At 74.3% G+C, this 22,392-nt stretch carries 2 protein-coding genes (1 of these 2 only partly in view); both read left to right on the top strand.

Annotated elements, in window-relative coordinates; all coding sequences use genetic code 11:
• Window positions 1–16,311: the 3' portion of a type I polyketide synthase gene (locus ACWD4B_RS05985; RefSeq protein WP_451419617.1), read on the top strand. It extends 12,165 nt beyond the left edge of the window; only the last 16,311 of its 28,476 coding nucleotides appear in the window; its start codon lies beyond the left edge, outside the window; it ends in the stop codon at window positions 16,309–16,311.
• On the top strand, window positions 16,308–22,392 hold a 6,085-nt coding region (locus ACWD4B_RS05980; RefSeq protein ID WP_451419678.1), incomplete at its 3' end, for an SDR family NAD(P)-dependent oxidoreductase. The genes ACWD4B_RS05985 and ACWD4B_RS05980, both read left to right, overlap by 4 nt.

The raw sequence follows: 22,392 nt of genomic DNA, 5'->3' as shown, positions 1-22,392 counted from the left end.
CGGGACGAACTGCGCAGCGTCCTCGCGCCGGTCCGCCCGCGGCCCGCGCAGGTGCCCTTCTTCTCCACCGTCACCGGCGACTGGCTGGACACCACCGGCCTCGACGCCGACTACTGGTACACCAACCTCCGTGGAACCGTCCGCTTCGAGCCCGCCGTGCGCGAACTCCTCGCGCAGAACCACCGCTTCTTCATCGAGGTCAGCTCCCACCCCGTGCTCGCCATGGGCATCCAGGAGACGGCCGAGTCGGCGGAGGCCCGGGCCGCGGTGCTCGGCACGCTCCGGCGCGATGCCGGAGGCACCGACCGCTTCCTGACCTCGCTCGCCGAGGCCTTCGTCCGGGGCGCGGGCGCCGACTGGTCCCGCGTCTTCGCCGGCACCGGGGCCCGCCGGGTGCCGCTGCCCACCTACGCCTTCCAGCGCGAACACCTGTGGGCCATCCCCGCAGCGGCCCAGGACCGCCACGAAATGGACCCCGCGGACGCGGAGTTCTGGACCGCGGTCGAGGAGGAGGACGTCGACTCCCTCGCCTCCAGCCTGCACCTGGACCGCACCTCCCTGGCCCCGGTGCTCCCGGCGCTGTCGCACTGGCGCAAGCGCCGCCGCGACCTGTCGACCGTGGACTCCTGGCGCTACCACGCCACGTGGAAGCCGCTGACCGGCCTGCCCGCCGCGGCCCTGACGGGCACCTGGCTCGTCGTCACCGCCGAGGGCATCGCCGTCGACGACGTCACGGACGCCCTCGCCGCCCACGGCGCCGCCCCGCGCACGCTCGTCCTGGACGACACCTGCACGGACCGCACGGCACTGGCCGCGCGGCTGACCGCGCTCGACGGCCTGGAGGACCTCACGGGAGTGGTGTCCCTGCTGGCCGCGGCCGAGGAGCAGAACGCCGACCACCCGGCGCTCACCACCGGGCTCGCCCTGACCGTCTCGCTCGTCCAGGCACTGGGCGACACCGGCATCGACGCACCCCTGTGGTGCCTGACCCGCGGCGCGGTCTCCACCGGCCGCGCGGACCGGCTGACCCGGCCCGCCCAGGCCCAGATCCACGGCCTCGGCTGGACGGCCGCCCTCGAACACCCGCAGCGCTGGGGCGGCGTCGTCGACCTGCCCGAGCAGCTCGACCGGCGTGCCGCCGAGCGCCTGGCCGCCGTCCTCACCGGCCGCACCGGCGAGGACCAGCTCGCCGTCCGCGCCTCGGGCGTCCACATCCGCCGCATCGTGCGCGCCGCCTCCGCGGACGCCGCCCCGGCCCGCCCCTGGACGCCCCGCGGCACCACCCTCGTCACCGGCGGCACCGGCACCCTGGCCCCGCACCTGGCCCGCTGGCTCGCCGGCCAGGGCGCCGAGCACATCGTGCTGACCAGCCGCCGCGGCCCGGCGGCACCCGGCGCGGCGGAACTCGTCCGGGAACTCGCCGAGCTGGGCTGCGAAGCCACCGCCGTCGCCTGCGACCTGACCGACCGCGACGCGGTCGCCGGCATGCTCCAGGCGCTCAAGGACGACGGCCGCACCGTGCGCACGGTCGTGCACACCGCCGTCACCATCGAGCTCGCCCCGCTCGCCGAGACGACCCTCGACGGCTTCGCCAACGTCGTCGACGCCAAGGTCACCGGCGCCCGGCACCTCGACGAACTCCTCGACGACGACGAGCTCGACGCCTTCGTCCTGTACTCCTCCGCCGCGGGCATGTGGGGCAGCGGGGCGCACGCCGCCTACGTCGCCGGCAACGCCTACCTCAACGCCCTCGCCGAGCACCGCCGTGCCCGGGGCGCCCGCGCCACGGCCGTCTCCTGGGGCATCTGGGCCGACGACCTGAAGCTCGGCCGCGTCGACCCCGGCCAGATCCGCCGCAGCGGACTCGTCTTCATGGAGCCCCAACTGGCCCTCACCGGGCTGCGGCAGGCGCTCGACGCCGACGAGACGGTGCTCGCGATCGCCGACGTGGACTGGGAGCGTTACCACCCGGTCTTCACCTCCGCGCGGCCCGCCCCGCTCTTCGCCGACTTGCCCGAGGTCCGGCAGCTGGAGGAGGAGTCCGCCGAAGTCCAGTCCTCCGGCAGCGAGTTCGCCTCCCGGCTGCTCGGACTGGCCCCGGCCGAGCAGGACCGTCTCCTGCTGGACCTGGTGCGCACCGAGGCGGCCACCGCGCTCGGCCACGCCTCCCCGGACGTGCTGTCCGAGGAACGGGCCTTCCGCGACGTGGGCTTCGACTCGCTGACCGCCGTCGACCTGCGCAACCGGATCGCCGCCGTCACCGGGCTCGCCCTGCCGAGCACCATGGTCTTCGACTACCCCAACCCGCTCGCGCTCGTGGCCCATCTGCGCGACGCGCTCGCCGGCGCCGGCACCGGGGCGGCCGTCGCGGTGCACGCCGCCGCGGCCCCCGCCGACGACGAGCCCATCGCCATCATCGGCATGAGCTGCCGCTACCCGGGCGGCATCGCCTCCCCGGAGGACCTGTGGCGGATCGTCGCCGAGGGCGGCGACGTCACCGGCGAGTGGCCCACCGACCGCGGCTGGGACACCGAGGGCCTCTACGACCCCGACCCCGACCGGCCGGGCCGCACCTACTCGACCCGGGGCGGCTTCCTCCACGACGCCGCCGACTTCGACGCCTCCTTCTTCGGCATCTCGCCCCGCGAGGCGCTGGCCATGGACCCCCAGCAGCGCCTGCTGCTGGAGACCTCCTGGGAGGCGATGGAGCGCGCCGGCATCGACCCCGCCGCCCTGCGCGGCAGCAGCACCGGCACCTTCATCGGCGCCAGCTACCAGGACTACGCCGCCAACGCCGCGACCCCGGCGGGCAGCGAGGGACACGCCATCACCGGCACCATCTCCAGCGTCCTGTCCGGCCGCCTGTCCTACACCTACGGCTTCGAGGGCCCGGCCGTCTCGCTCGACACCGCCTGCTCCTCCTCCCTCGTCGCCCTGCACCTGGCCTGCCAGTCCCTGCGCAACGGCGAGAGCTCCCTCGCCCTCGCCGGCGGCGTCAGCATCATGTCCACGCCGTTCCCGTTCATCGGCTTCAGCCAGCAGCGGGCGATGGCGGCCGACGGCCGCTGCAAGGCCTACTCCGAAGCCGCCGACGGCATGAGCCTGGCCGAGGGCGTCGGCCTCGTCCTCGTCGAGCGGCTCTCCGACGCCCTGCGCAACGGGCACGAGGTCCTGGCCGTGATCCGCGGCTCCGCCGTCAACCAGGACGGCGCCTCCAACGGCCTGACCGCCCCCAACGGCCCGTCCCAGCAGCGCGTCATCCGCCAGGCCCTCGCCAACGCCGGCGTGACCGGCGCCGAGGTCGACGTCGTCGACGGACACGGCACCGGCACCGCCCTCGGCGACCCGATCGAGGCGCAGGCCCTGCTGGCCACCTACGGCCAGGGCCGCGACGCCGAACACCCGCTGCTGCTCGGCTCGGTGAAGTCCAACATCGGCCACACCCAGATGGCGTCCGGCGTCGCCAGCATCATCAAGATGGTCATGGCCCTGCGCCACGAGGCCGTCCCGCAGAGCCTGCACATCGACCAGCCCTCCACGCACGTCGACTGGAGCTCCGGCGCCATCCGCCTGCTCACCGAGCCGACGGCCTGGCCGGAGACCGGACACCCGCGCCGCGCGGCCGTCTCCTCCTTCGGACTCAGCGGCACCAACGTCCACACCGTCCTCGAACAGGCCCCGGAACAGCGGGCCGTGACGGACGGGACGGACCCGGCCGAGGCCCCGGCCCGCCCGGCCGGAGCCGTGGCCCTGACCCTGTCCGGCCACACCGAAGCAGGCCTGCGCGCCCAGGCCGGCCGGCTCCTGACCCACCTCGCCGGCCACCCCGAACTGCCGCTCACCGACCTCGCGTTCTCCCTCGCCACCTCCCGGGCGGCCCTGGAGCACCGCGCGGCCGTCGTCACCGAGGGCACCGACGATCAGGAAGCGCTCACCCGCGCCCTGACCGCCCTGCGCGACGGAACCCCCGACGGCAGCCTGCTCACCGGCAGCCGCGGCCGCGGCCGCCTGGCCTTCCTCTTCACCGGCCAGGGCAGCCAGCGCCCCGGGATGGGACGCGAACTCTACGAACGCCACCCCGTCTACGCCGAGGCACTGGACGCCGTACTGGCCCGCTTCGACCGCGAACTCGACCGCCCGCTGCGCGACATCCTCTTCGCCGCACCGGACACCCCCGAGGCCGCACTGCTCGACGACACCGGCTACACCCAGCCGGCCCTCTTCGCCCTCGAAGTGGCCCTGTTCCGGCTCGCCGAGTCCTGGGGCCTGCGCCCCGACTACGTCGCCGGGCACTCCATCGGCGAGTTCGCCGCCGCGCACGCGGCCGGAGTCCTCTCCCTGGACGACGCCTGCACCCTCGTCGCGGCACGCGGCCGCCTGATGGCCGCCCTGCCCGCGGGCGGCGCCATGGCCGCCGTCGAGGCGGCCGAGGACGAAGTGCTGCCCCTGCTCGCCGAGTACGACGGACGCGTCTCCGTCGCCGCCCTCAACACCCCGACGTCCCTGGTCGTCGCGGGCGACGAGGACGCGGTGCTCGCCGTCGCGGCCCGCTTCGAGGAGCAGGGCCGGCGCACCCAGCGACTGCGCGTCAGCCACGCCTTCCACTCGCCCCACATGGACGCGATGCTGGAGGACTTCGCCCGCGTCGCCGCCGGCGTCACCTACCACGCGCCCACGCTGCCGCTGGTGTCCACCGTCACCGGCGAACTCGCCCCGGCCGACGCGCTCTGCTCGCCGGAGTACTGGACCGGGCAGGTCCGCGCCACCGTCCGCTTCGCCGACGCCGTGCGCCGGCTCACCGAGTCCGGCGTGAGCACCTTCTTCGAACTCGGCCCGGACGCCGTGCTCTCCGGCGCCGTCCGCGCGACCGTCGACGAGGACGGCGGCGCCGCCGCGATCCCGGCCCTGCGCCGCAACCACCCCGAGGACCCGGCCCTCACCACCGCCCTCGCCCGGCTCCACGTGCACGGCGTACGGGTCGACTGGACCGCCGTGTTCGCCGGTACCGGCGCCCGCCGCACCGAGCTGCCGACCTACCCCTTCCAGCGCGAGCGCTACTGGCCGGAGGCCGTCGAGGCGGCCCCTGCCGTGGCGGGCCCCGCGGACGAGGCGGACGCCGAGTTCTGGTCGGCCGTCGAGCGCGCGGACCTCTCCACCCTGGGCAACTCCCTGGAGCTGGACGACGACACCCTCACCACCGTCGTGCCGGCCCTGGCCTCCTGGCGCCGCAAGCGCCGGGAACACTCCACCGTCGACGGCTGGCGCTACCGGGTCACCTGGAAGCCCCTGACCGGCACGGCCGCCTCCGGCCCTGCCGCCCCGACCGGCACCTGGCTGGTGCTCGCACCGGCCGGCGCCGCCGACCGGGCATGGTCCGACACCGTCACCGACGCCCTCGCCACCGACACCGTCCGCATCGAGGTCGCCGCCGCGGAGCGCGAGGCCCTCACCGGCCGCCTGCGCGAACTGGCCGAGGAAGGACACCGGTTCACCGGCGTCCTGTCCCTGCTCGCGCTCGACGACGAGGACGGGAACGGCACCCCCGGAGTCCCCGCCGGCCTGCTGCTGACGGCAACGGCCGTACAGGCACTGGGCGACGCCGGCATCGAGGCGCCCCTGTGGTGCGTGACCCGCACCGCGGTGGCCGCCGGCCGCTCCGAGCAGCTCGCCCGGCCGGCCCAGGCCGCCGTCTGGGGCCTGGGCAGGGTCGTCGCACTGGAACACCCGGAGCGCTGGGGCGGTCTCGTCGACCTCCCCGACGAGCTCGCCGACACCACCCTGCGCCGACTGGCCACCGCGCTCGCCGGACGCGACGGCGAGGACCAGCTCGCCGTGCGCGCCACCGCGACGTTCGCCCGCCGCCTGGCGCACCACCCCCTCGGGGAGACCCCCGCGCCCGACGGGTTCCGGCCCGCCGGCACGGTGCTCGTCACCGGCGGCACCGGGGCCCTGGGCGGCCACGTCGCCCGCTGGCTCGCCGCACGCGGCGCCGAGCACCTGCTGCTGGTCAGCCGGCGCGGCGCCGACGCACCGGGAGCCGCGGAACTGCGCGCAGAACTGGAGGAGTCGGGCACCCGCGTGACCCTCGCCGCCTGCGACACCGCCGACCGCGACGCGCTCGCCGCCGTCCTGGCCGCGGTCCCCGAGGAGCACCCGCTCACCGCCGTGTTCCACACCGCGGGCACCGTCGACGACGGCGTCGTCGACACCCTCACCCCCGAGCAGTTCACCGCCGTCCTGCACGCCAAGGTCACCGCCACGCTCGCCCTGCACGAGGCGACCCGCGGGCACGACCTGACCGCCTTCGTGCTCTTCTCCTCCGTCGCGGGCACCCTCGGCGCCCCCGGCCAGGGCAACTACGCCGCCGCCAACGCCTTCCTCGACGCCTTCGCCGAGCACCGCCGCGCGGCGGGCCTGCCCGCGACCTCCCTCGCCTGGGGTCCCTGGGCCGAGAGCGGCATGGCCGTCGACGCGACCGGTGTCGAGAGCCGCGTCCGCCGCGGGGGCTTCGCCCCCATGGCACCCGACAGGGCCCTCGCCGCGATGCAGCGGGCGATCGAGCACGACGCCACCGTGCTGACCCTCGCCGACATCGACTGGGCACGCTACGCGGAGGCCTTCACCGCACTGCGCCCCAACCCCGCCGTCGGCGACCTGCCCGAACTGCGCCGCACCGGCTCCGCGGAGCCGGCCGGGGCACCGGAGGCGGGCCTGCGGGAACCGGCGCTGCGCCGGCAGCTCGCCGGGCTGAACGCCTCCGCACGCCCCCGGTTCGTCCTGGACCTCCTGCGCGGACACGTGGCCGCGGTCCTCGGGCACTCCGGCGCCGAGACCATCGGCGCCGACCAGGCCTTCAGCAACCTCGGCTTCGACTCGCTGACCATCGTCGAACTGCGCAACGCCCTGACGTCCACGACCGGGCTCAAGCTGCCCCCGACGCTCGTCTACGACTACCCGACCCCGCACGCCCTCGCCGACTTCCTGCTGGCCGAACTCCTCGACACCCTGCCCGACGACGCCGACCGGGCCGCCCCGGCCCCGGCCGGCCGGGCGGCGGACGACGACCCGATCGCCATCGTCGGCATGAACTGCCGCTTCCCCGGCGGCGTCCGGTCGCCCGAGGACCTCTGGCAGCTGCTGGTCCGCGGCGAGGACGCGATCTCCGGATTCCCCGCGGACCGCGGCTGGGACCTCGACGGGCTCGCCCGGGGAGCCTCGGCGACCGTCGAGGGCGGATTCCTCGAAGGCGTCGGCCTGTTCGACGCCGGCTTCTTCGGCATCTCGCCGCGCGAGGCCCTCGCCATGGACCCCCAGCAGCGCCTGCTGCTGGAGACCTCCTGGGAGGTCTTCGAGCGCGCCGGAATCGACGCCACCACCCTGCGCGGCAGCCGCACCGGCGTCTTCGTCGGCACCAACGGCCAGGACTACGTCACCCTCCTGCGCCAGGGCACCGCCGACGTCCGCGGCCACGTCGCCACCGGAATCTCCGCCAGCGTCATGTCCGGCCGGCTCTCCTACGCCTTCGGCTTCGAGGGCCCGGCCGTCACCGTCGACACCGCCTGCTCGTCCTCGCTCGTCGCCCTGCACATGGCCGCACAGTCCCTGCGCAGCGGCGAGTGCACCCTCGCCCTGGCCGGCGGCGTCTCGGTCATGTCCAGCCCCGACGCCTTCACCGAGTTCACGGTCCAGGGCGGGCTGGCCCCCGACGGCCGCTGCAAGGCCTTCGCCGACGCGGCCGACGGCACGAGCTGGTCCGAGGGCGTGGGCGTGCTCGTCCTGGAGCGCCTCTCCGACGCCCGCCGCAACGGCCACGACGTCTGGGGCATCGTCCGCGGCACCGCCGTCAACCAGGACGGCGCCTCGAACGGCCTGACCGCCCCCAACGGCAGGGCGCAGCAGCGGGTCATCCGCCGGGCCCTCACCGACGCCGACCTCACCCCCGCCGACGTCGACGTCGTCGAGGCGCACGGCACCGGCACCCGGCTCGGCGACCCCATCGAGGCCCAGGCCCTCATCGCCGCCTACGGCAAGGAGCGGCAGCTCCCGCTGCTCCTCGGAGCGGTCAAGTCGAACCTGGGCCACACCCAGGCCGCCGCCGGTGTCGCCGGCGTCATCAAGATGGTCCTGGCGATGCGCCACGGCGCACTGCCCAAGACTCTGCACGTGGACGCCCCGTCCGCACACGTCGACTGGTCGGACGGCGCCGTCTCGCTCATCACGGAGCAGCAGGCGTGGCCGGAGACCGGGCACGCCCGCCGGGCCGGCGTCTCCGCCTTCGGCGTCAGCGGCACGAACGCCCACGTCATCATCGAGCAGGCACCGGCGGCTGCGCCCGTCGCGGACGAGCCCGCCACGGTGCCGGGCCTGGCGCCCTGGCCGGTGTCGGGCAAGTCCGAGGCCGCGCTGGCGGCACAGCTGGAGCAGCTCTCCGCACTGTCCGGCCGGTCGTCGGCCGACGTGGGGTACTCCCTGGCCACCGGCAGGGCCGCGTTCGCCCACCGGGCGGTACTGCTGGCCGACGGCGAACAGATGACGGAACTCGCCCGCGGCACCGCCCCGGAGGTCGCCGGCAAGCTCGCCGTGCTCTTCTCGGGCCAGGGCTCGCAGCGCGTGGGAATGGGCCGGGAACTGTACGGCCGCTTCCCGGTGTTCGCCGAGGCCCTCGACGCGGTGGCGGCCCACTTCGACGCCGAACTGGAACGCCCGCTGCACGCCGTCATGTCCGGCGAAGCGGACGGTCTGGACGAGACGGGCTTCACCCAGCCCGCCCTGTTCGCCATCGAGGTGGCGCTGTTCCGGCTGGCCGAATCCTGGGGCATCCGACCGGACTTCGTCGCCGGGCATTCGATCGGTGAGATTGCTGCGGCGCATGTGGCCGGAGTGTTCTCGCTGGAGGACGCCTGCACTCTGGTGGCGGCCCGGGCACGGCTGATGAACGCCCTGCCCGCGGGCGGCGCCATGGTGGCTGTTCAGGCTGCCGAGAACGAGGTGGCCGGCCGACTGGTCGACGGTGTGTCGATCGCGGCGGTCAACGGCCCGCAGGCAGTCGTCCTCGCCGGTGACGAGGCGGCAGTGCTGCGCGTCGCGGAGAAGCTGGCCGGTGAGGGGCGCAAGACGCAGCGCCTGTCGGTGAGTCACGCCTTCCACTCGTCGCTGATGGAGCCGATGCTGGCGGACTTCCGCCGGGTCGTCGAAGGCCTGTCCTTCGGTGCCCCGCAGATTCCGGTCGTGTCCAACGTGACGGGTGAACTGGCTTCCGCAGAGCTGCTGTGCTCGGTGGAGTACTGGGTCCGGCATGTGCGGGAGACGGTGCGGTTCGCCGATGGTGTGCGTGCGCTGGAGGCCGAAGGCGCGTCGGTGTTCCTGGAGTTGGGTCCGGACGGTGTGCTGACGGCGATGGCCCAGCACAGCCTGGACGGCGCCGCGGTGGCCGTGTCCGCCCTGCGCAAGGACCGCTCCGAGGAGACCGCCCTGCTCACCGCCCTCGCGCGGCTTCACGTCGCGGGGGTCGAGGTGGACTGGGCCGGGTTCTTCACCGGCACCGGCGCCCGCCGTACCGACCTGCCCACCTACCCCTTCCAGCAGGAGTGGTTCTGGCCGGAGGCCGCGCCCGCAGGGCACGGCCAGGCCGGTCCGGACGACACCGTGGACGCCGAGTTCTGGGCCGCGGTGGAGCGCGAGGACCTCGAGTCGCTGTCGGCCGATCTCGACCTGGACGACGCCGCGTTGTCGGCCCTCGTCCCCGCCCTGTCCACCTGGCGCCGCAAGCGCGCCGAGCGCTCGGCCGTCGACGGCTGGCGCTACCACGTGACGTGGAAGCCGCTCACCGGGACCGCGTCGGGCACCCTCACCGGACCGTGGCTGGCGCTCGTCCCGGCGGAAAGCGCCGACGACGAGTGGACCGCCGCCGTGGTCGCCGCTCTCGGCGACGACGCCGTGCGCGTCGAGATGCCCGCCACCGACCGGGACGCACTGACCGGACGCCTTGCCGAACTCGCCGCAGAGGGAACCGGGTTCGCCGGTGTCGTCTCGCTGCTCGCGGTCTCGGGCGCCGGCACCGTCCCCGTCGGCCCGGCACGGCCGGACGAGACGGTGCAGGCGCTGGCCGATGCCGGTGTCGACGCCCCGCTGTGGTGCATCACCCGCGGCGCCGTGTCCGTGGGCCGCTCGGAAACCGAGGTCGACACCGCCCAGGCCACGGTCTGGGGGCTCGGCCGGGTGGCGGCCCTGGAGCACCCGGAGCGCTGGGGCGGCCTCGTCGACGTGGCGCACGTGCTCGACCGGCGCTCGGCCGACCGGTTCCGCGCCGTGCTGTCCGGTACGGACGAGGACCAGGTGGCGCTGCGGCCGTCCGGCGCCTTCGGGCGCAGGCTGGTGCACGCCACGGCGGACGCCCGCTCGGCGTCGTGGCAGCCGTCCGGCACCGTCCTGGTCGCCGGCGCAGCACCCGGCTCCGGCGGGCACATCGCCCGCTGGCTCGCCGAGAACGGAGCCCGGCACGTCCTGCTGGCCGGTGCAGCCGCACCGGACGCGGCGGAACTGGGCGCCGAACTCGACGCGATGGGCGCCGGGTTGACCGTCGTCACCTGCGCCCCGACCGACGGTGAGGCGCTGCTGGGCGCGCTCGCCCCGATCGCGGCGGAGCACCCGCTGACCGCGGTGGTGTACGCCGGTGCGGACGGTGCACCCTCCTCCGACGAGCCGGGCGCGGCCCTGGCCGCGCTGCACGCGGACGCCGAGAGCCTGGCGGCCGTGGCCGAAGCGGCAGTCGGCGACCGGCCCCTGGACGCGTTCGTCCTCTTCTCCTCGATCGCCGGCACCTGGGGTGCGAGCGGCAGGGGAGCGGACGCCGCGGCCGGAGCCCTGCTGGACGCCCTGGCCCTGCAGTACCGTGCACGCGGACTGCGTGCCCTGACGGTCGCGTGGGGTGCCTGGACGGGCGGTACCGACGACTCCCTGGCCGCGCACCTGCGGGCCAACGGCCTGCCCACGATGGACTCCCGGCAGGCCCTGACCGCGCTCGCCCGCTGTGTCGGTGACGACGTCGCCTCGGTGACGGTCGCCGACGTGCAGTGGGACCGGTTCGTCCCCGCCTTCACCCGCACCCGCCGCAGTGCCCTCTTCGCGGACCTGCCCGAGGTCCGCGAGACCCTGGCGGGCTCCGGCGGCGCCGGGCAGGAGACGGCGGGCTCCGCGTCCGCACTCCGGGCCCGGCTCGCGGCCCGCCCGGCCGCGGAGCGGACCGAGGAGCTGCTGGCCATGGTCCGCCGCGAGGTGGCCTCGGTGCTCGGCTTCGCCGACGTCGACGCCGTCCCGACCGGACAGGCCTTCAGGGACCTCGGCTTCGACTCGCTGACCGCCGTCGACCTCCGCAACCAGCTCGCCACCGCAACGGGCCTGTCCCTGCCCGCCACGCTCGTCTTCGACTACCCGACGGCCGAGACGCTGGCCGGCCACCTCCAGGCCGAACTCCTGGGCGAGGACGGCGACGAGCAGTCCCGCACGGGCGCTCCCCGGATGCGGGGTGCCGCCGCGGACGACGATCCCATCGTGATCGTCGGCATGAGCTGCCGCTACCCGGGCGGGGTCCGCTCGCCCGAGGACCTGTGGGAGCTGGTGGCCGCGGGTGGGGACGCCATCGGAGGCTTCCCCACCGACCGGGGCTGGGACCTGGACCGGCTGCTGCACGGCGACCGGGACGGCCGCGGCCGCACCATCGCCGAGGGAGGCGGATTCCTCTACGACGTGGCGGACTTCGACCCCGGCTTCTTCGGGATCTCGCCGCGCGAGGCGACCGTGATGGACCCGCAGCAGCGCATCCTGTTGCAGGCCGCCTGGGAGGCCCTGGAGCGCACCGGCATCGACCCGGCCGGGCTGCGCGGCGGTGACACCGGCGTGTTCATCGGCGGCGGCTCGGGCGACTACCGGCCCGATGCGGGCCAGTTCGGCCACGCCCAGACCGCACAGTCGGCCAGCCTGCTCTCCGGCCGGGTGTCCTACTCCCTCGGCCTGGAAGGCCCCTCCGTCAGCGTCGACACGGCCTGCTCGTCCTCGCTGGTGGCACTCCACCTGGCCGCCCAGGCCCTGCGCAACGGCGAGTGCGCGGTCGCGCTCACCGGCGGTGTGACGGTGATGTCCACCCCGGTGAACTTCGTCGAGTTCGGGGAGATGGGAGCCCTCTCGCCCGACGGCCGCTGCCGGGCCTTCTCGGCCTCGGCCGGCGGCACCGGCTGGTCCGAGGGCGTGGGCGTCCTCGTCCTGGAGCGCCTCTCGGACGCCCGCCGCAACGGGCATGAGGTCCTCGCCGTCCTGCGCGGCTCGGCGATCAACCAGGACGGTGCCAGCAACGGCATCACCGCCCCCAACGGCCCCTCGCAGCGCCGTGTCATCCGGCGGGCCCTGGCCGACGCCGGCCTGGCGCCGGCCGACGTGGACGCCGTGGAGGCCCACGGCACGGGCACCACCCTGGGCGACCCGATCGAGGCCCAGGCCCTGCTGGCCACCTACGGCCAGGACCGCGAACGGCCGCTGCTGCTGGGCTCGTTGAAGTCCAACCTCGGACACACCCAGGCGGCCGCCGGTGTTGCCGGTGTGATCAAGATGGTGATGGCGATGCGCCACGGCGTCCTGCCCAGGACCCTGCACCTCGACGAGCCCTCCACGCACGTCGACTGGACCGCGGGTGCCGTCGAGCTCCTGGCCGACGCGGCCGCATGGCCGGAGACCGGCCGCCCGCGCCGGGCGGGCATCTCCGCCTTCGGCGCCAGCGGCACCAACTCCCACGTCATCATCGAGCAGCCCGCACCGGCCGGCACCGCGGACGCGGCGGCCGGCACCGCGGACGAGTCCCGCGGCCTGCTGCCCGTGCCCGTCTCGGCCGCCGCGCCGGACGCGCTGCAGGACCAGGCCCGGCAGCTGCACGCCTACGTGGCCGGACACCCCGGACTCACCGTCGCCGGACTCGCCCTGTCCACGGCCACGACCCGGTCGGCCTTCACCCACCGGGCCGCGGTTCTCGCCGGCGGCCGCGACGACCTGCTCGAAGGCCTGGCCGCACTGGCCGACGGCCTCGACACGCCGCAGGTCGTGCGGGGCAGCACGGAGACGCGCCGCGGCAAGCTGGCGGTGCTGTTCTCCGGCCAGGGCTCGCAGCGCGTCGGGATGGGACAGGAACTCGCCGCACGCTTCCCGGCGTTCGCCGAGGCCCTCGACGCCGTGACCGCGCAACTGGACACCGAGCTGGAACGCCCCCTGCGGGACGTCATGTTCGGCGACGCGGACCGGCTGAACGAAACCGGCTTCACCCAGCCCGCACTGTTCGCCATCGAGGTGGCACTGTTCCGGCTCGCCGAATCCTGGGGCGTCCGCCCGGACTTCGTCGCCGGACACTCCGTCGGCGAGATCGCGGCGGCCCACGTGGCCGGAGTGTTCTCGCTGGAGGACGCGTGCCGGCTGGTGGCCGCACGGGCGCGGCTCATGAACGCCCTGCCCGCAGGCGGCGCCATGGTCGCCGTCCGGGCCACCGAGGAGGAGGCACTGGCGCACCTGACCGACGGCGTGTCGATCGCCGCGGTCAACGGCCCGGAGTCGGTGGTCCTCTCCGGTGACGAGAGCGCCGTCCTCGCCCTCGCGGAGAAGTTCACGGCCGACGGACGCAAGACTAGGCGTTTGCGGGTCAGCCATGCATTTCACTCTCTGCACATGGACGCCATGCTCGAGGACTTCCGACGGGTCGCCCGGAGCATCGCCTACGACGCCCCGGTGATCCCGCTCGTCTCCAACCTGACCGGCGAGACGGCCACCGAGCAGCAGGTGTGCTCCCCGGACTACTGGGTGCGCCACGTCCGCGAGGCCGTCCGCTTCGGCGACGGCATACGCACCCTCGCCGAGCGCGGCGTGTCCGTCTTCCTCGAACTCGGCCCCGACGGCTCGCTGTGCGCCATGGCCCAGGACACCCTCGACGCCCTGTCCGCGCAGGCGGTGACCGTACCGGCCCTGCGCAAGGACCGCGGCGAGGAGGCCTCCGTGGTCACCGCGCTCGCCCGGCTGCACGTCGGCGGACTGACCCCGCACTGGCACGCCGTGCTGGGAACCGACGGGACCACCTCCCGCCACACCGACCTGCCCACCTACCCGTTCCGGCGCCAGAGGTTCTGGCCGGAGTCGCAGCCGGCCGCCGTCCCCGGTACGGCCGACGGCCAGGACGACGGCTTCTGGTCGGCCGTGGAGGGCGAGGACTTCGCCTCGCTGGAGTCGACCCTGAACGTCGACGGCGAAGCACTGTCCAAGGTCCTGCCTGCACTCGCGGACTGGCGCCGCCGCCGCAACGTCCTGGGCACCGTCGACAGCTGGCGGCAGCAGATCACCTGGAAGCCGCTGACCCTCGGGTCCGCCAAGGCCCCGACGGGCACCTGGCTCGCCGTGATCCCCGCGGGACACGCCGACGACCCCTGGGTCGCCGACGCCGTCGCCGCCCTGGGCCCGGACACCGTGCGCCTGGAAACGGCCGGCCCCGACCGGGCCGCGCTGGCGGAACTGCTGCGCAAGCAGACCGCCGACGGACACGGGTTCACCGGGGTGGTCTCCCTGCTCGCCCTCGCGGAGGCACCCGCCCCCGCCGGGCCGGCCCTCACCGCCACCCTGGTCCAGGCCCTCGGCGACGCGGACATCGCCGCACCCCTGTGGTGCGTCACCCGCGGCGCGGTCGCGGCCACGCCCTCCGAGCCGCTGCCCGGACTCGTCCAGGCCGCCGTGTGGGGACTGGGACGCGTCGCCGCCCTGGAACACCCGCAGCGCTGGGGCGGACTGATCGACCTGCCCGGGACGCTCGACGAGCGGACCGCCGCCCGCCTCGGCGCCTTCCTCGCGGCCCCCGGCGGCGAGGACCAGATCGCGATCCGGCCCTCGTCCGTCCTCGGCCGCAGGCTGGTGCCCGTACCGGCCGGGCGGACCGCACAGGAGTGGAACCCCACCGGCACCGTCCTGATCACCGGCGGCACCGGGGCACTCGGCGCCCACGTGGCACGCGAGCTGGCCCGTGCGGGCGCGCAGCACCTGCTGCTCCTCAGCCGCCGCGGCGCGGACGCGCCCGGAGCGGACGAACTGCGGGCCGAACTCACCGCCCTGGGCGCGCAGGTCACGCTCACCGCGTGCGACGCGGCCGACCGGGAAGCGCTCGCCGGAGTCCTCGCGGACATCCCGGCGGAGGCTCCCCTCACCGGTGTCGTCCACACCGCGGGCGTGCTCGACGACGGCGTGCTCGACAGCCTCACCCCGGACCGCTTCGAGGCCGTCTTCCACGCCAAGGCCGCCTCGGCCCTGGCCCTGCACGACCTCACCCGCGAGCTGGACCTGGCCGTGTTCGCCCTGTTCTCCTCGACGTCCGGCGCCGTCGGCAACCCCGGCCAGGCCGGCTACGCCGCGGCCAACGCCGTCCTGGACGCCCTCGCCGAACAGCGCCGGGCCGACGGCCTCGCGGCGACCTCGATCGCCTGGGGCCCCTGGAACGGCGGCGGCATGGCCGCCGGGGGACGGGCCGCCGAGGCGGCCCGGCGCACCGGACTCCGGCCGCTCGACCCCGACCTCGCCGTCACGGCACTGCGCCGGGCCGTCATGGACGGCCGGCCCACCGAGGTCGTCGTCGACGTCGAACACGAGGCGTTCGCCCGGCACTTCACCGCGGTGCGCCCCAGCGCGCTCCTCGCGGAGCAGTCCGTCGGCACCGGGTCCCGCCCGTCCGGACACCCGGACGAGGAGACCTCCGGCACCGCCCTGCGCGAGCGGCTGACGGGCCTGTCTCCCACACAGCGCTCCGCGGCCGTACTGGACCTGGTACGCACCCGGGCCGCCGCCGTGCTGGGACATCCCACGGCCGACGCCGTCGGCTCCGACCGGGCGTTCCGGGACCTGGGCTTCGACTCCCTCAGCGCGGTCGAGCTGCGCAACCAGCTCAACGCCGCGACGGGACTGAACCTCACGGCCACGCTCGTCTTCGACCACCCCAGCCCCGCCGACCTGGCAGGCCACGTCCTCGGCCTCCTCGTTCCGGAGGGCGGGCCGCAGGAGACGGACGCCGAAGGCCTCGACCAGTCCCGCATCAGGGCCCTGCTCGCCTCCGTCTCCATGGCCCAGCTGCGCGAGATCGGCGTGCTGGACCCCCTGCTCAAGCTCGCGGCCGCCCGGACCGCGGAGTCCGACGCCGAAGCCACCACCACGACGGAGGCGGACGCCTACGACGAGTCGATCGACGCGATGGACGTCGCCGGCCTGGTGCAGGCGGCACTCGACGGCAATTCCCACCAAGAGCGCTGAAAGAACGGACCATGACCACATCCAGCGAAACCGTCGTCGCAGCCCTGCGAGCCTCGCTCAAGGAAACCGAGCACCTGCGCCGGCAGAACCGCAAGCTCGTCGCCGCGGCCACGGAGCCGATCGCGATCGTGGCGATGAGCTGCCGGTACCCCGGTGGCGTGCACTCGCCCGAGGACCTGTGGGAGCTCCTGGCCGCCGGCAAGGACGCGATCGGCCCGTTCCCCACGGACCGCGGCTGGGACCTGGACGCCCTCCGGGACGCCGGGGTCGACCGGCGCGGCAACGCCGTCAGCCAGGAAGGAGGCTTCCTCGACGGCGTGGGGGACTTCGACGCGGACTTCTTCGGGATCTCCCCGCGCGAGTCCCTCACCATGGACCCCCAGCAGCGCCTGCTGCTGGAGACCTCCTGGGAGGCGATCGAGCGGGCCGGCATCGACCCGGTGTCCCTGCGCGGCAGCCGCACCGGCGTGTACGTCGGCACGAACGGACAGGACTACGCCTACCTGCTCGTGCGTTCCCTGGCGGACGCCACCGGTGACATCGGCACCGGAATCGCCGCCAGCGCCACCTCCGGGCGGCTGTCCTACACCCTGGGCCTGGAAGGCCCGGCGGTGACCGTCGACACCGCGTGCTCGGCCTCGCTCGTGGCCCTGCACACGGCGGCCCAGGCCCTCCGGTCCGGCGAGTGCTCGCTGGCCCTGGTCGGCGGAGTCAACGTCATGTCGTCCCCCGGCTCCCTGATGGAGTTCAGCCGGCAGGGCGGACTGGCGGCGAACGGCCGGTGCAAGGCGTTCTCCGACGCCGCCGACGGCACTGGATGGTCCGAGGGCGTGGGCGTCCTCCTCGTCGAGCGCCTGAGCGACGCCCGCCGCAACGGACACCCCGTCCTGGCCGTCGTCCGCGGCTCGGCCGTCAACCAGGACGGCGCGTCCAACGGCTTCACCGCCCCCAACGGCCCGTCCCAGCAGCGGGTGATCCAGCAGGCCCTGGCCAGCGCCGGGCTGACGGCCCCGGACGTGGACGCCGTCGAGGCCCACGGCACCGGGACGCCGCTCGGCGACCCGATCGAGGCCCAGGCGCTGCTGGCCACCTACGGCCAGGACCGCGAACAGCCGCTGCTGCTCGGGTCGGTGAAGTCCAACCTCGGCCACACCCAGGCCGCGGCCGGTGTGGCGGGGATCATCAAGACCGTCATGGCGATGCAGCACGGCGTGCTGCCGCAGACCCTGCACGTCGACGCGCCGTCGTCCCATGTGGACTGGTCGGCCGGTGCGGTGGAACTGCTGACGGAGCCCCGGGAATGGCCGAAGGCCGACCGGCCGTGGCGGGCGGGCGTGTCGTCGTTCGGCATCAGCGGCACCAACGCCCACGTGATCCTGGAACAGGCGGACCCGGCCGAGGAGCCGGAGACCGGTTCGGAGCCGGCGCCCGGCCTGGTGCCGTGGCCGGTCTCGGGCCGGTCCGAGGAGGCGCTGGCGGCACAGATCGAGCAGATCTCCGCACTGCGGGGCACGTCGTCACCGGTGGACGTGGGGTACTCGCTCGCCGCGGGCCGTTCGACGTTCGAACACCGGGCGGTGCTGCTGGCGCAGGGCCCCGACGGCGAACTCTCCGAGCCGGCCCGGGGCCGCGCGGAGACCGGCCGCCAACTGGCGGTGTTGTTCTCGGGTCAGGGTGCGCAGCGGGTGGGGATGGGCCGGGAGTTGTACGGCCGGTTCCCGGTGTTCGCCGAGGCGCTGGATGCGGTGCTGGCGCACTTCGACGGTGAGCTGCGTGAGGTGCTGTTCACCGACACCGATGAAGTGCGGCTGAACGAGACGGGGTTCACGCAGCCTGCGCTGTTCGCGGTCGAGGTGGCGCTGTTCCGGCTGGCCGAGTCGTGGGGGATCCGTCCGGACTTCGTTGCCGGTCATTCGATCGGTGAGATTGCTGCGGCTCATGTGGCCGGGGTGTTCTCGCTGGAGGACGCCTGCACTCTGGTGGCGGCGCGGGCGCGGCTGATGAACGCCCTGCCCGCGGGTGGTGCGATGGTGGCTGTTCAGGCTGCCGAGGACGAGGTGGCCGGCCGGCTGGTCGACGGTGTGTCGATTGCTGCGGTCAACGGCCCGCAGGCGGTGGTGATCGCCGGTGACGAGGCGGCGGTGCTGCGCGTTGCGGAGGAGCTGGCCGGTGAGGGGCGCAAGACGCAGCGTCTGTCGGTGAGTCACGCCTTCCATTCGTCGCTGATGGAGCCGATGCTGGCGGACTTCCGCCGGGTCGTGGAGGGCTTGTCCTTCGGCGTCCCGCAGATTCCGGTCGTGTCGAATGTGACAGGTGAGCTCGCTTCCGCGGAGCTGCTGTGCTCGGTGGAGTACTGGGTCCGGCATGTGCGGGAGACCGTGCGGTTCGCCGACGGTGTGCGTGCGCTGGAGGCCGAAGGCGCGACGGTGTTCCTGGAGTTGGGTCCGGATGGTGTGCTGACGGCGATGGCCCAGCACAGCCTGGACGGCGCCCCTCTCGCGGTGTCCGCTCTGCGCAAGGACCGTTCCGAGGAGACGGCCCTGCTCACCGCCCTCGCGCGCCTGTACGTGGCCGGCGTCGAGGTCGACTGGGAGGCCTGGTTCGCCGGCACGGGTGCCCGTCGCGTCGATCTGCCGACCTACCCGTTCCAGCACGAGCGTTACTGGCCTCGGCCCGCCGCACTGTCGGGCGACGTCACCGGTGCGGGCCTCCGGCCCGCCGAGCACCCGTTGCTGGGTGCGACGCTCGCGCTCGCGGACTCCGGCGAGGTGGTGTTCACGGGCAGGCTGTCGTTGCAGACGCATCCGTGGCTCGCCGACCATGTCATGGGCGGCAGCGTGCTCTTCCCGGCGACCGGTTTCCTGGAGCTGGCGCTGCGCGCGGGCGACCAGGTCGGCTGCGACCGGGTCGAGGAATTCCTCCTGCTCACCCCGCTGGTGCTCACGGAGGAGGGTGCCGCCCAGGTCCAGGTGCTGATCGCGCCCGCCGACGAGACGGGCGCCCGTTCCCTCTCGGTGTACTCGCGCCCCGACGGGGCCGTCGAGCAGCCGTGGGCGCAGCACGCGCACGGCACGCTGACCACGGGGGAGCGGATCGGGGACTTCGGCTCCCAGGTCTGGCCGCCGCAGGATGCGGTGGCCGTCGACCTGGAGGGCTTCTACGACGGGACCGGTTACGGCCCCGCCTTCCAGGGGCTGCGCTCGGTCTGGCAGTGCGAGGGCGGTGCCTGCATCGAGGTCGCGCTGCCGGACCTGGTCGCGGAGGACGCCGAGTCCTTCGGGATCCACCCGGCGCTGCTGGACGCGGTGCTCCAGTCCCACCGGATGGCCGGCGTCGGCACCGAGGGCGACCAGTTCCTGCCGTTCGCCTGGCGAGGCGTGTCGCTGCACGCCGGAGGCGCATCGGTGGTGCGGGCCCGGGTGATGAGGACCGGTGACGACTCGGTGTCCATCGCGGCCGTCGACGTCGAAGGCGCCCCCGTGCTCTCCGCCGAGGCCATGGTGATGCGGGCCTACCAGGCCCCCGCAGCCGGCCAGTCGGCGGCGCAGCGTGCCGCGGAGAACGGTGCGCTGTTGTCGCTGGACTGGGTGGCGGCTGCCGAGGTGGCGTCCACCGGGTCGCGGTGTGTGGCGTTGGGCGCCGACGAGTTGGGCGTGGGTGCGTCGGTTGCGTCGCTGGCGGATCTCTCGGGTGACGAGGATCTGGTGGTGGCCTTCGTGTCCGGCGGCGCCGATGGTGATGTCCCTGCGGCTGCCCATGAGTTGACGGCCCGGGTGCTCGGCCTGGTCCAGGAGTGGACCGGTCGGGAGGAGTCCGACGGGTCGCGTCTGGTGTTCGTGACGCGTGGTGGCGTGTCGGCTCGTGAGGGTGAGCCGGTGGGGGATGTCGCTGCCGGTGCGGTGTGGGGCCTGGTGCGGTCCGCGCAGTCGGAGAACCCGGGCCGGTTCGCACTGGTCGACCTGCAGGACGAAACCGCGGACTTCGCGGAGGTACTGGGGGTTCTGCCGGGTCTGCTGGCGACCGGGGACGCCCAGTTCGTCGTACGCGACGGCGAGGTCCGCATAGCGCGACTGGCCCAACTGGGCAGCAGCGCAGGACTGCTCCCGCCCGCCGACGTGCCGTGGCGCCTGGACAGCTCCGCCAAGGGCAGCCTGGACAACCTGGAACTCGCGCCCTGCCCGGAGATCCTGGAGCCCCTCACGCCGGGGCAGGTCCGTATTCAGGTCGAGGCCGCCGGTGTGAACTTCCGCGACGTGCTCAACGCCCTGGGCATGTACCCGGGCGAAGCCGGACTGCTGGGCGCCGAAGCGGCCGGTGTGGTGACCGGGACCGGGCCAGGGGTGAGCGGGTTCCGCCCGGGCGACCGGGTGATGGGCATGGTCTTCGGCGGCTACGGCCCGGTGGCCGTGACCGACCAGCGACTCCTGACCCGTATGCCCGAGGACTGGTCGGCCGCCCGCGCGGCGTCCGTGCCGCTGGTCTTCCTGACCGCGCTCTACGCACTGAAGGACCTCGCCGGCCTGCGGCCGGGCCAGTCGATCCTCATCCACGCCGGTGCCGGTGGCGTCGGCATGGCGGCGATCCAGCTGGCGAAGCACCTGGGCGCCGAAGTGTTCGCCACGGCCAGTGAGGGCAAGTGGGACACCCTGCGCGAACTGGGCGTTGCCGACGACCACATCGCCTCGTCCCGCACCACCGAGTTCGAGCAGCGCTTCCTCGCCGTCACGGACGGCCGCGGCGTGGACGTCGTCCTCAACGCCCTCGCCGGCGAGTTCGTCGACGCCTCGCTGCGGCTGACCGCCGCCGGTGGCTGTTTCCTGGAGATGGGCAAGACCGACATCCGGGACCCCGAGTCCACGGCACCGGTGCACTACCACGCGTTCGACCTCGCCGACGCGGGCCCGGACCGGGTGCAGGAGATGCTCACCGAACTGCTGGAGCTCTTCGCCGCCGAGGCGTTGAACACGCTGCCGGTGGCGACCTGGGACGTGCGGCGGGCGCCGGAGGCGTTCCGGTACATGAGCCGGGCCCAGCACATCGGCAAGATCGTGCTGACCTTGCCGCGCGCCTGGGACCCGGAGGGCACGGTCCTGATCACCGGTGGTACGGGTGGTCTGGGCAGCGAGCTGGCCCGGCATCTGGTGGCCGAGCGCGGCATGCGGCACCTGTTGCTGGTGAGCCGCAGCGGTCCGGATGCGCCGGGTGTGGGCGAGCTGCGTGCGGAACTGGCCGAGCAGGGTGCCGAGGTGAACGTCCTCGCCTGTGACGTGGCCGACGGTGAAGCGGTGGCTGCGGCGGTGGGTTCGGTTCCCGCGGAGCACCCGCTGACCGCCGTGATCCACACGGCCGGAGTCCTCGCCGACGGCGTGATCTCGTCGCTGACTCCTGAGCAGTTGTCGGCTGTGCTGCGTCCGAAGGTGGATGCGGCCTGGCATCTGCACGAGGCCACCAAGGAGCTCGATCTGGCGGCGTTCGTCATGTACTCGTCGGTCTCGGGTGTTCTCGGTACCGCCGGTCAGGGCAACTACGCTGCGGGCAACGTCTTCCTGGACACGCTGGCCCGGCACCGTGCGGCGCAGGGTCTGGCCGCCCAGTCCCTCGCCTGGGGCGCCTGGGCCCAGAGCGGCGGGATGACCGCCACCTTGTCCGACGTGGACGTGCAGCGGATCACCTCTTCCGGGGCCTCGCCGCTGACCGTCGAGCAGGGCCTGGCGTTGTTCGACGCGGCCACCGCGACCGACGCGACCCACCTCGTCCCCCTCGGCCCGGTCGCCACCGGTGCCCAGAACCGCGGCAGCGTGCCGCCGGTGCTGCGGGGCCTGGTCAAGGGCGGTCGCCGTGCGGCCGCCGGCTCCACCGGCGGCGCCGAAGCCGCCGCGGCGCTCGTCCAGAAGCTGCGCGAGGCACGCCCGGAGGAGCGCACGCGTCTGATGACCGACCTCGTGCGGGGCGAGGCCGCGGCGGTGCTGGGGCATGCGTCGGCCAAGTCGATCGATGTCCGGCGGGAGTTCAACGACCTGGGCTTCGACTCGCTGACGGCCGTCGAGCTGCGCAACCGGCTCTCCACCGCCACGGGCCTGC

Source organism: Streptomyces sp. NPDC002536, assembly GCF_053594995.1.
The sequence above is the reverse complement of the archived record's forward strand: the minus strand, read 5'-3'. Positions and strand labels throughout refer to the sequence as shown.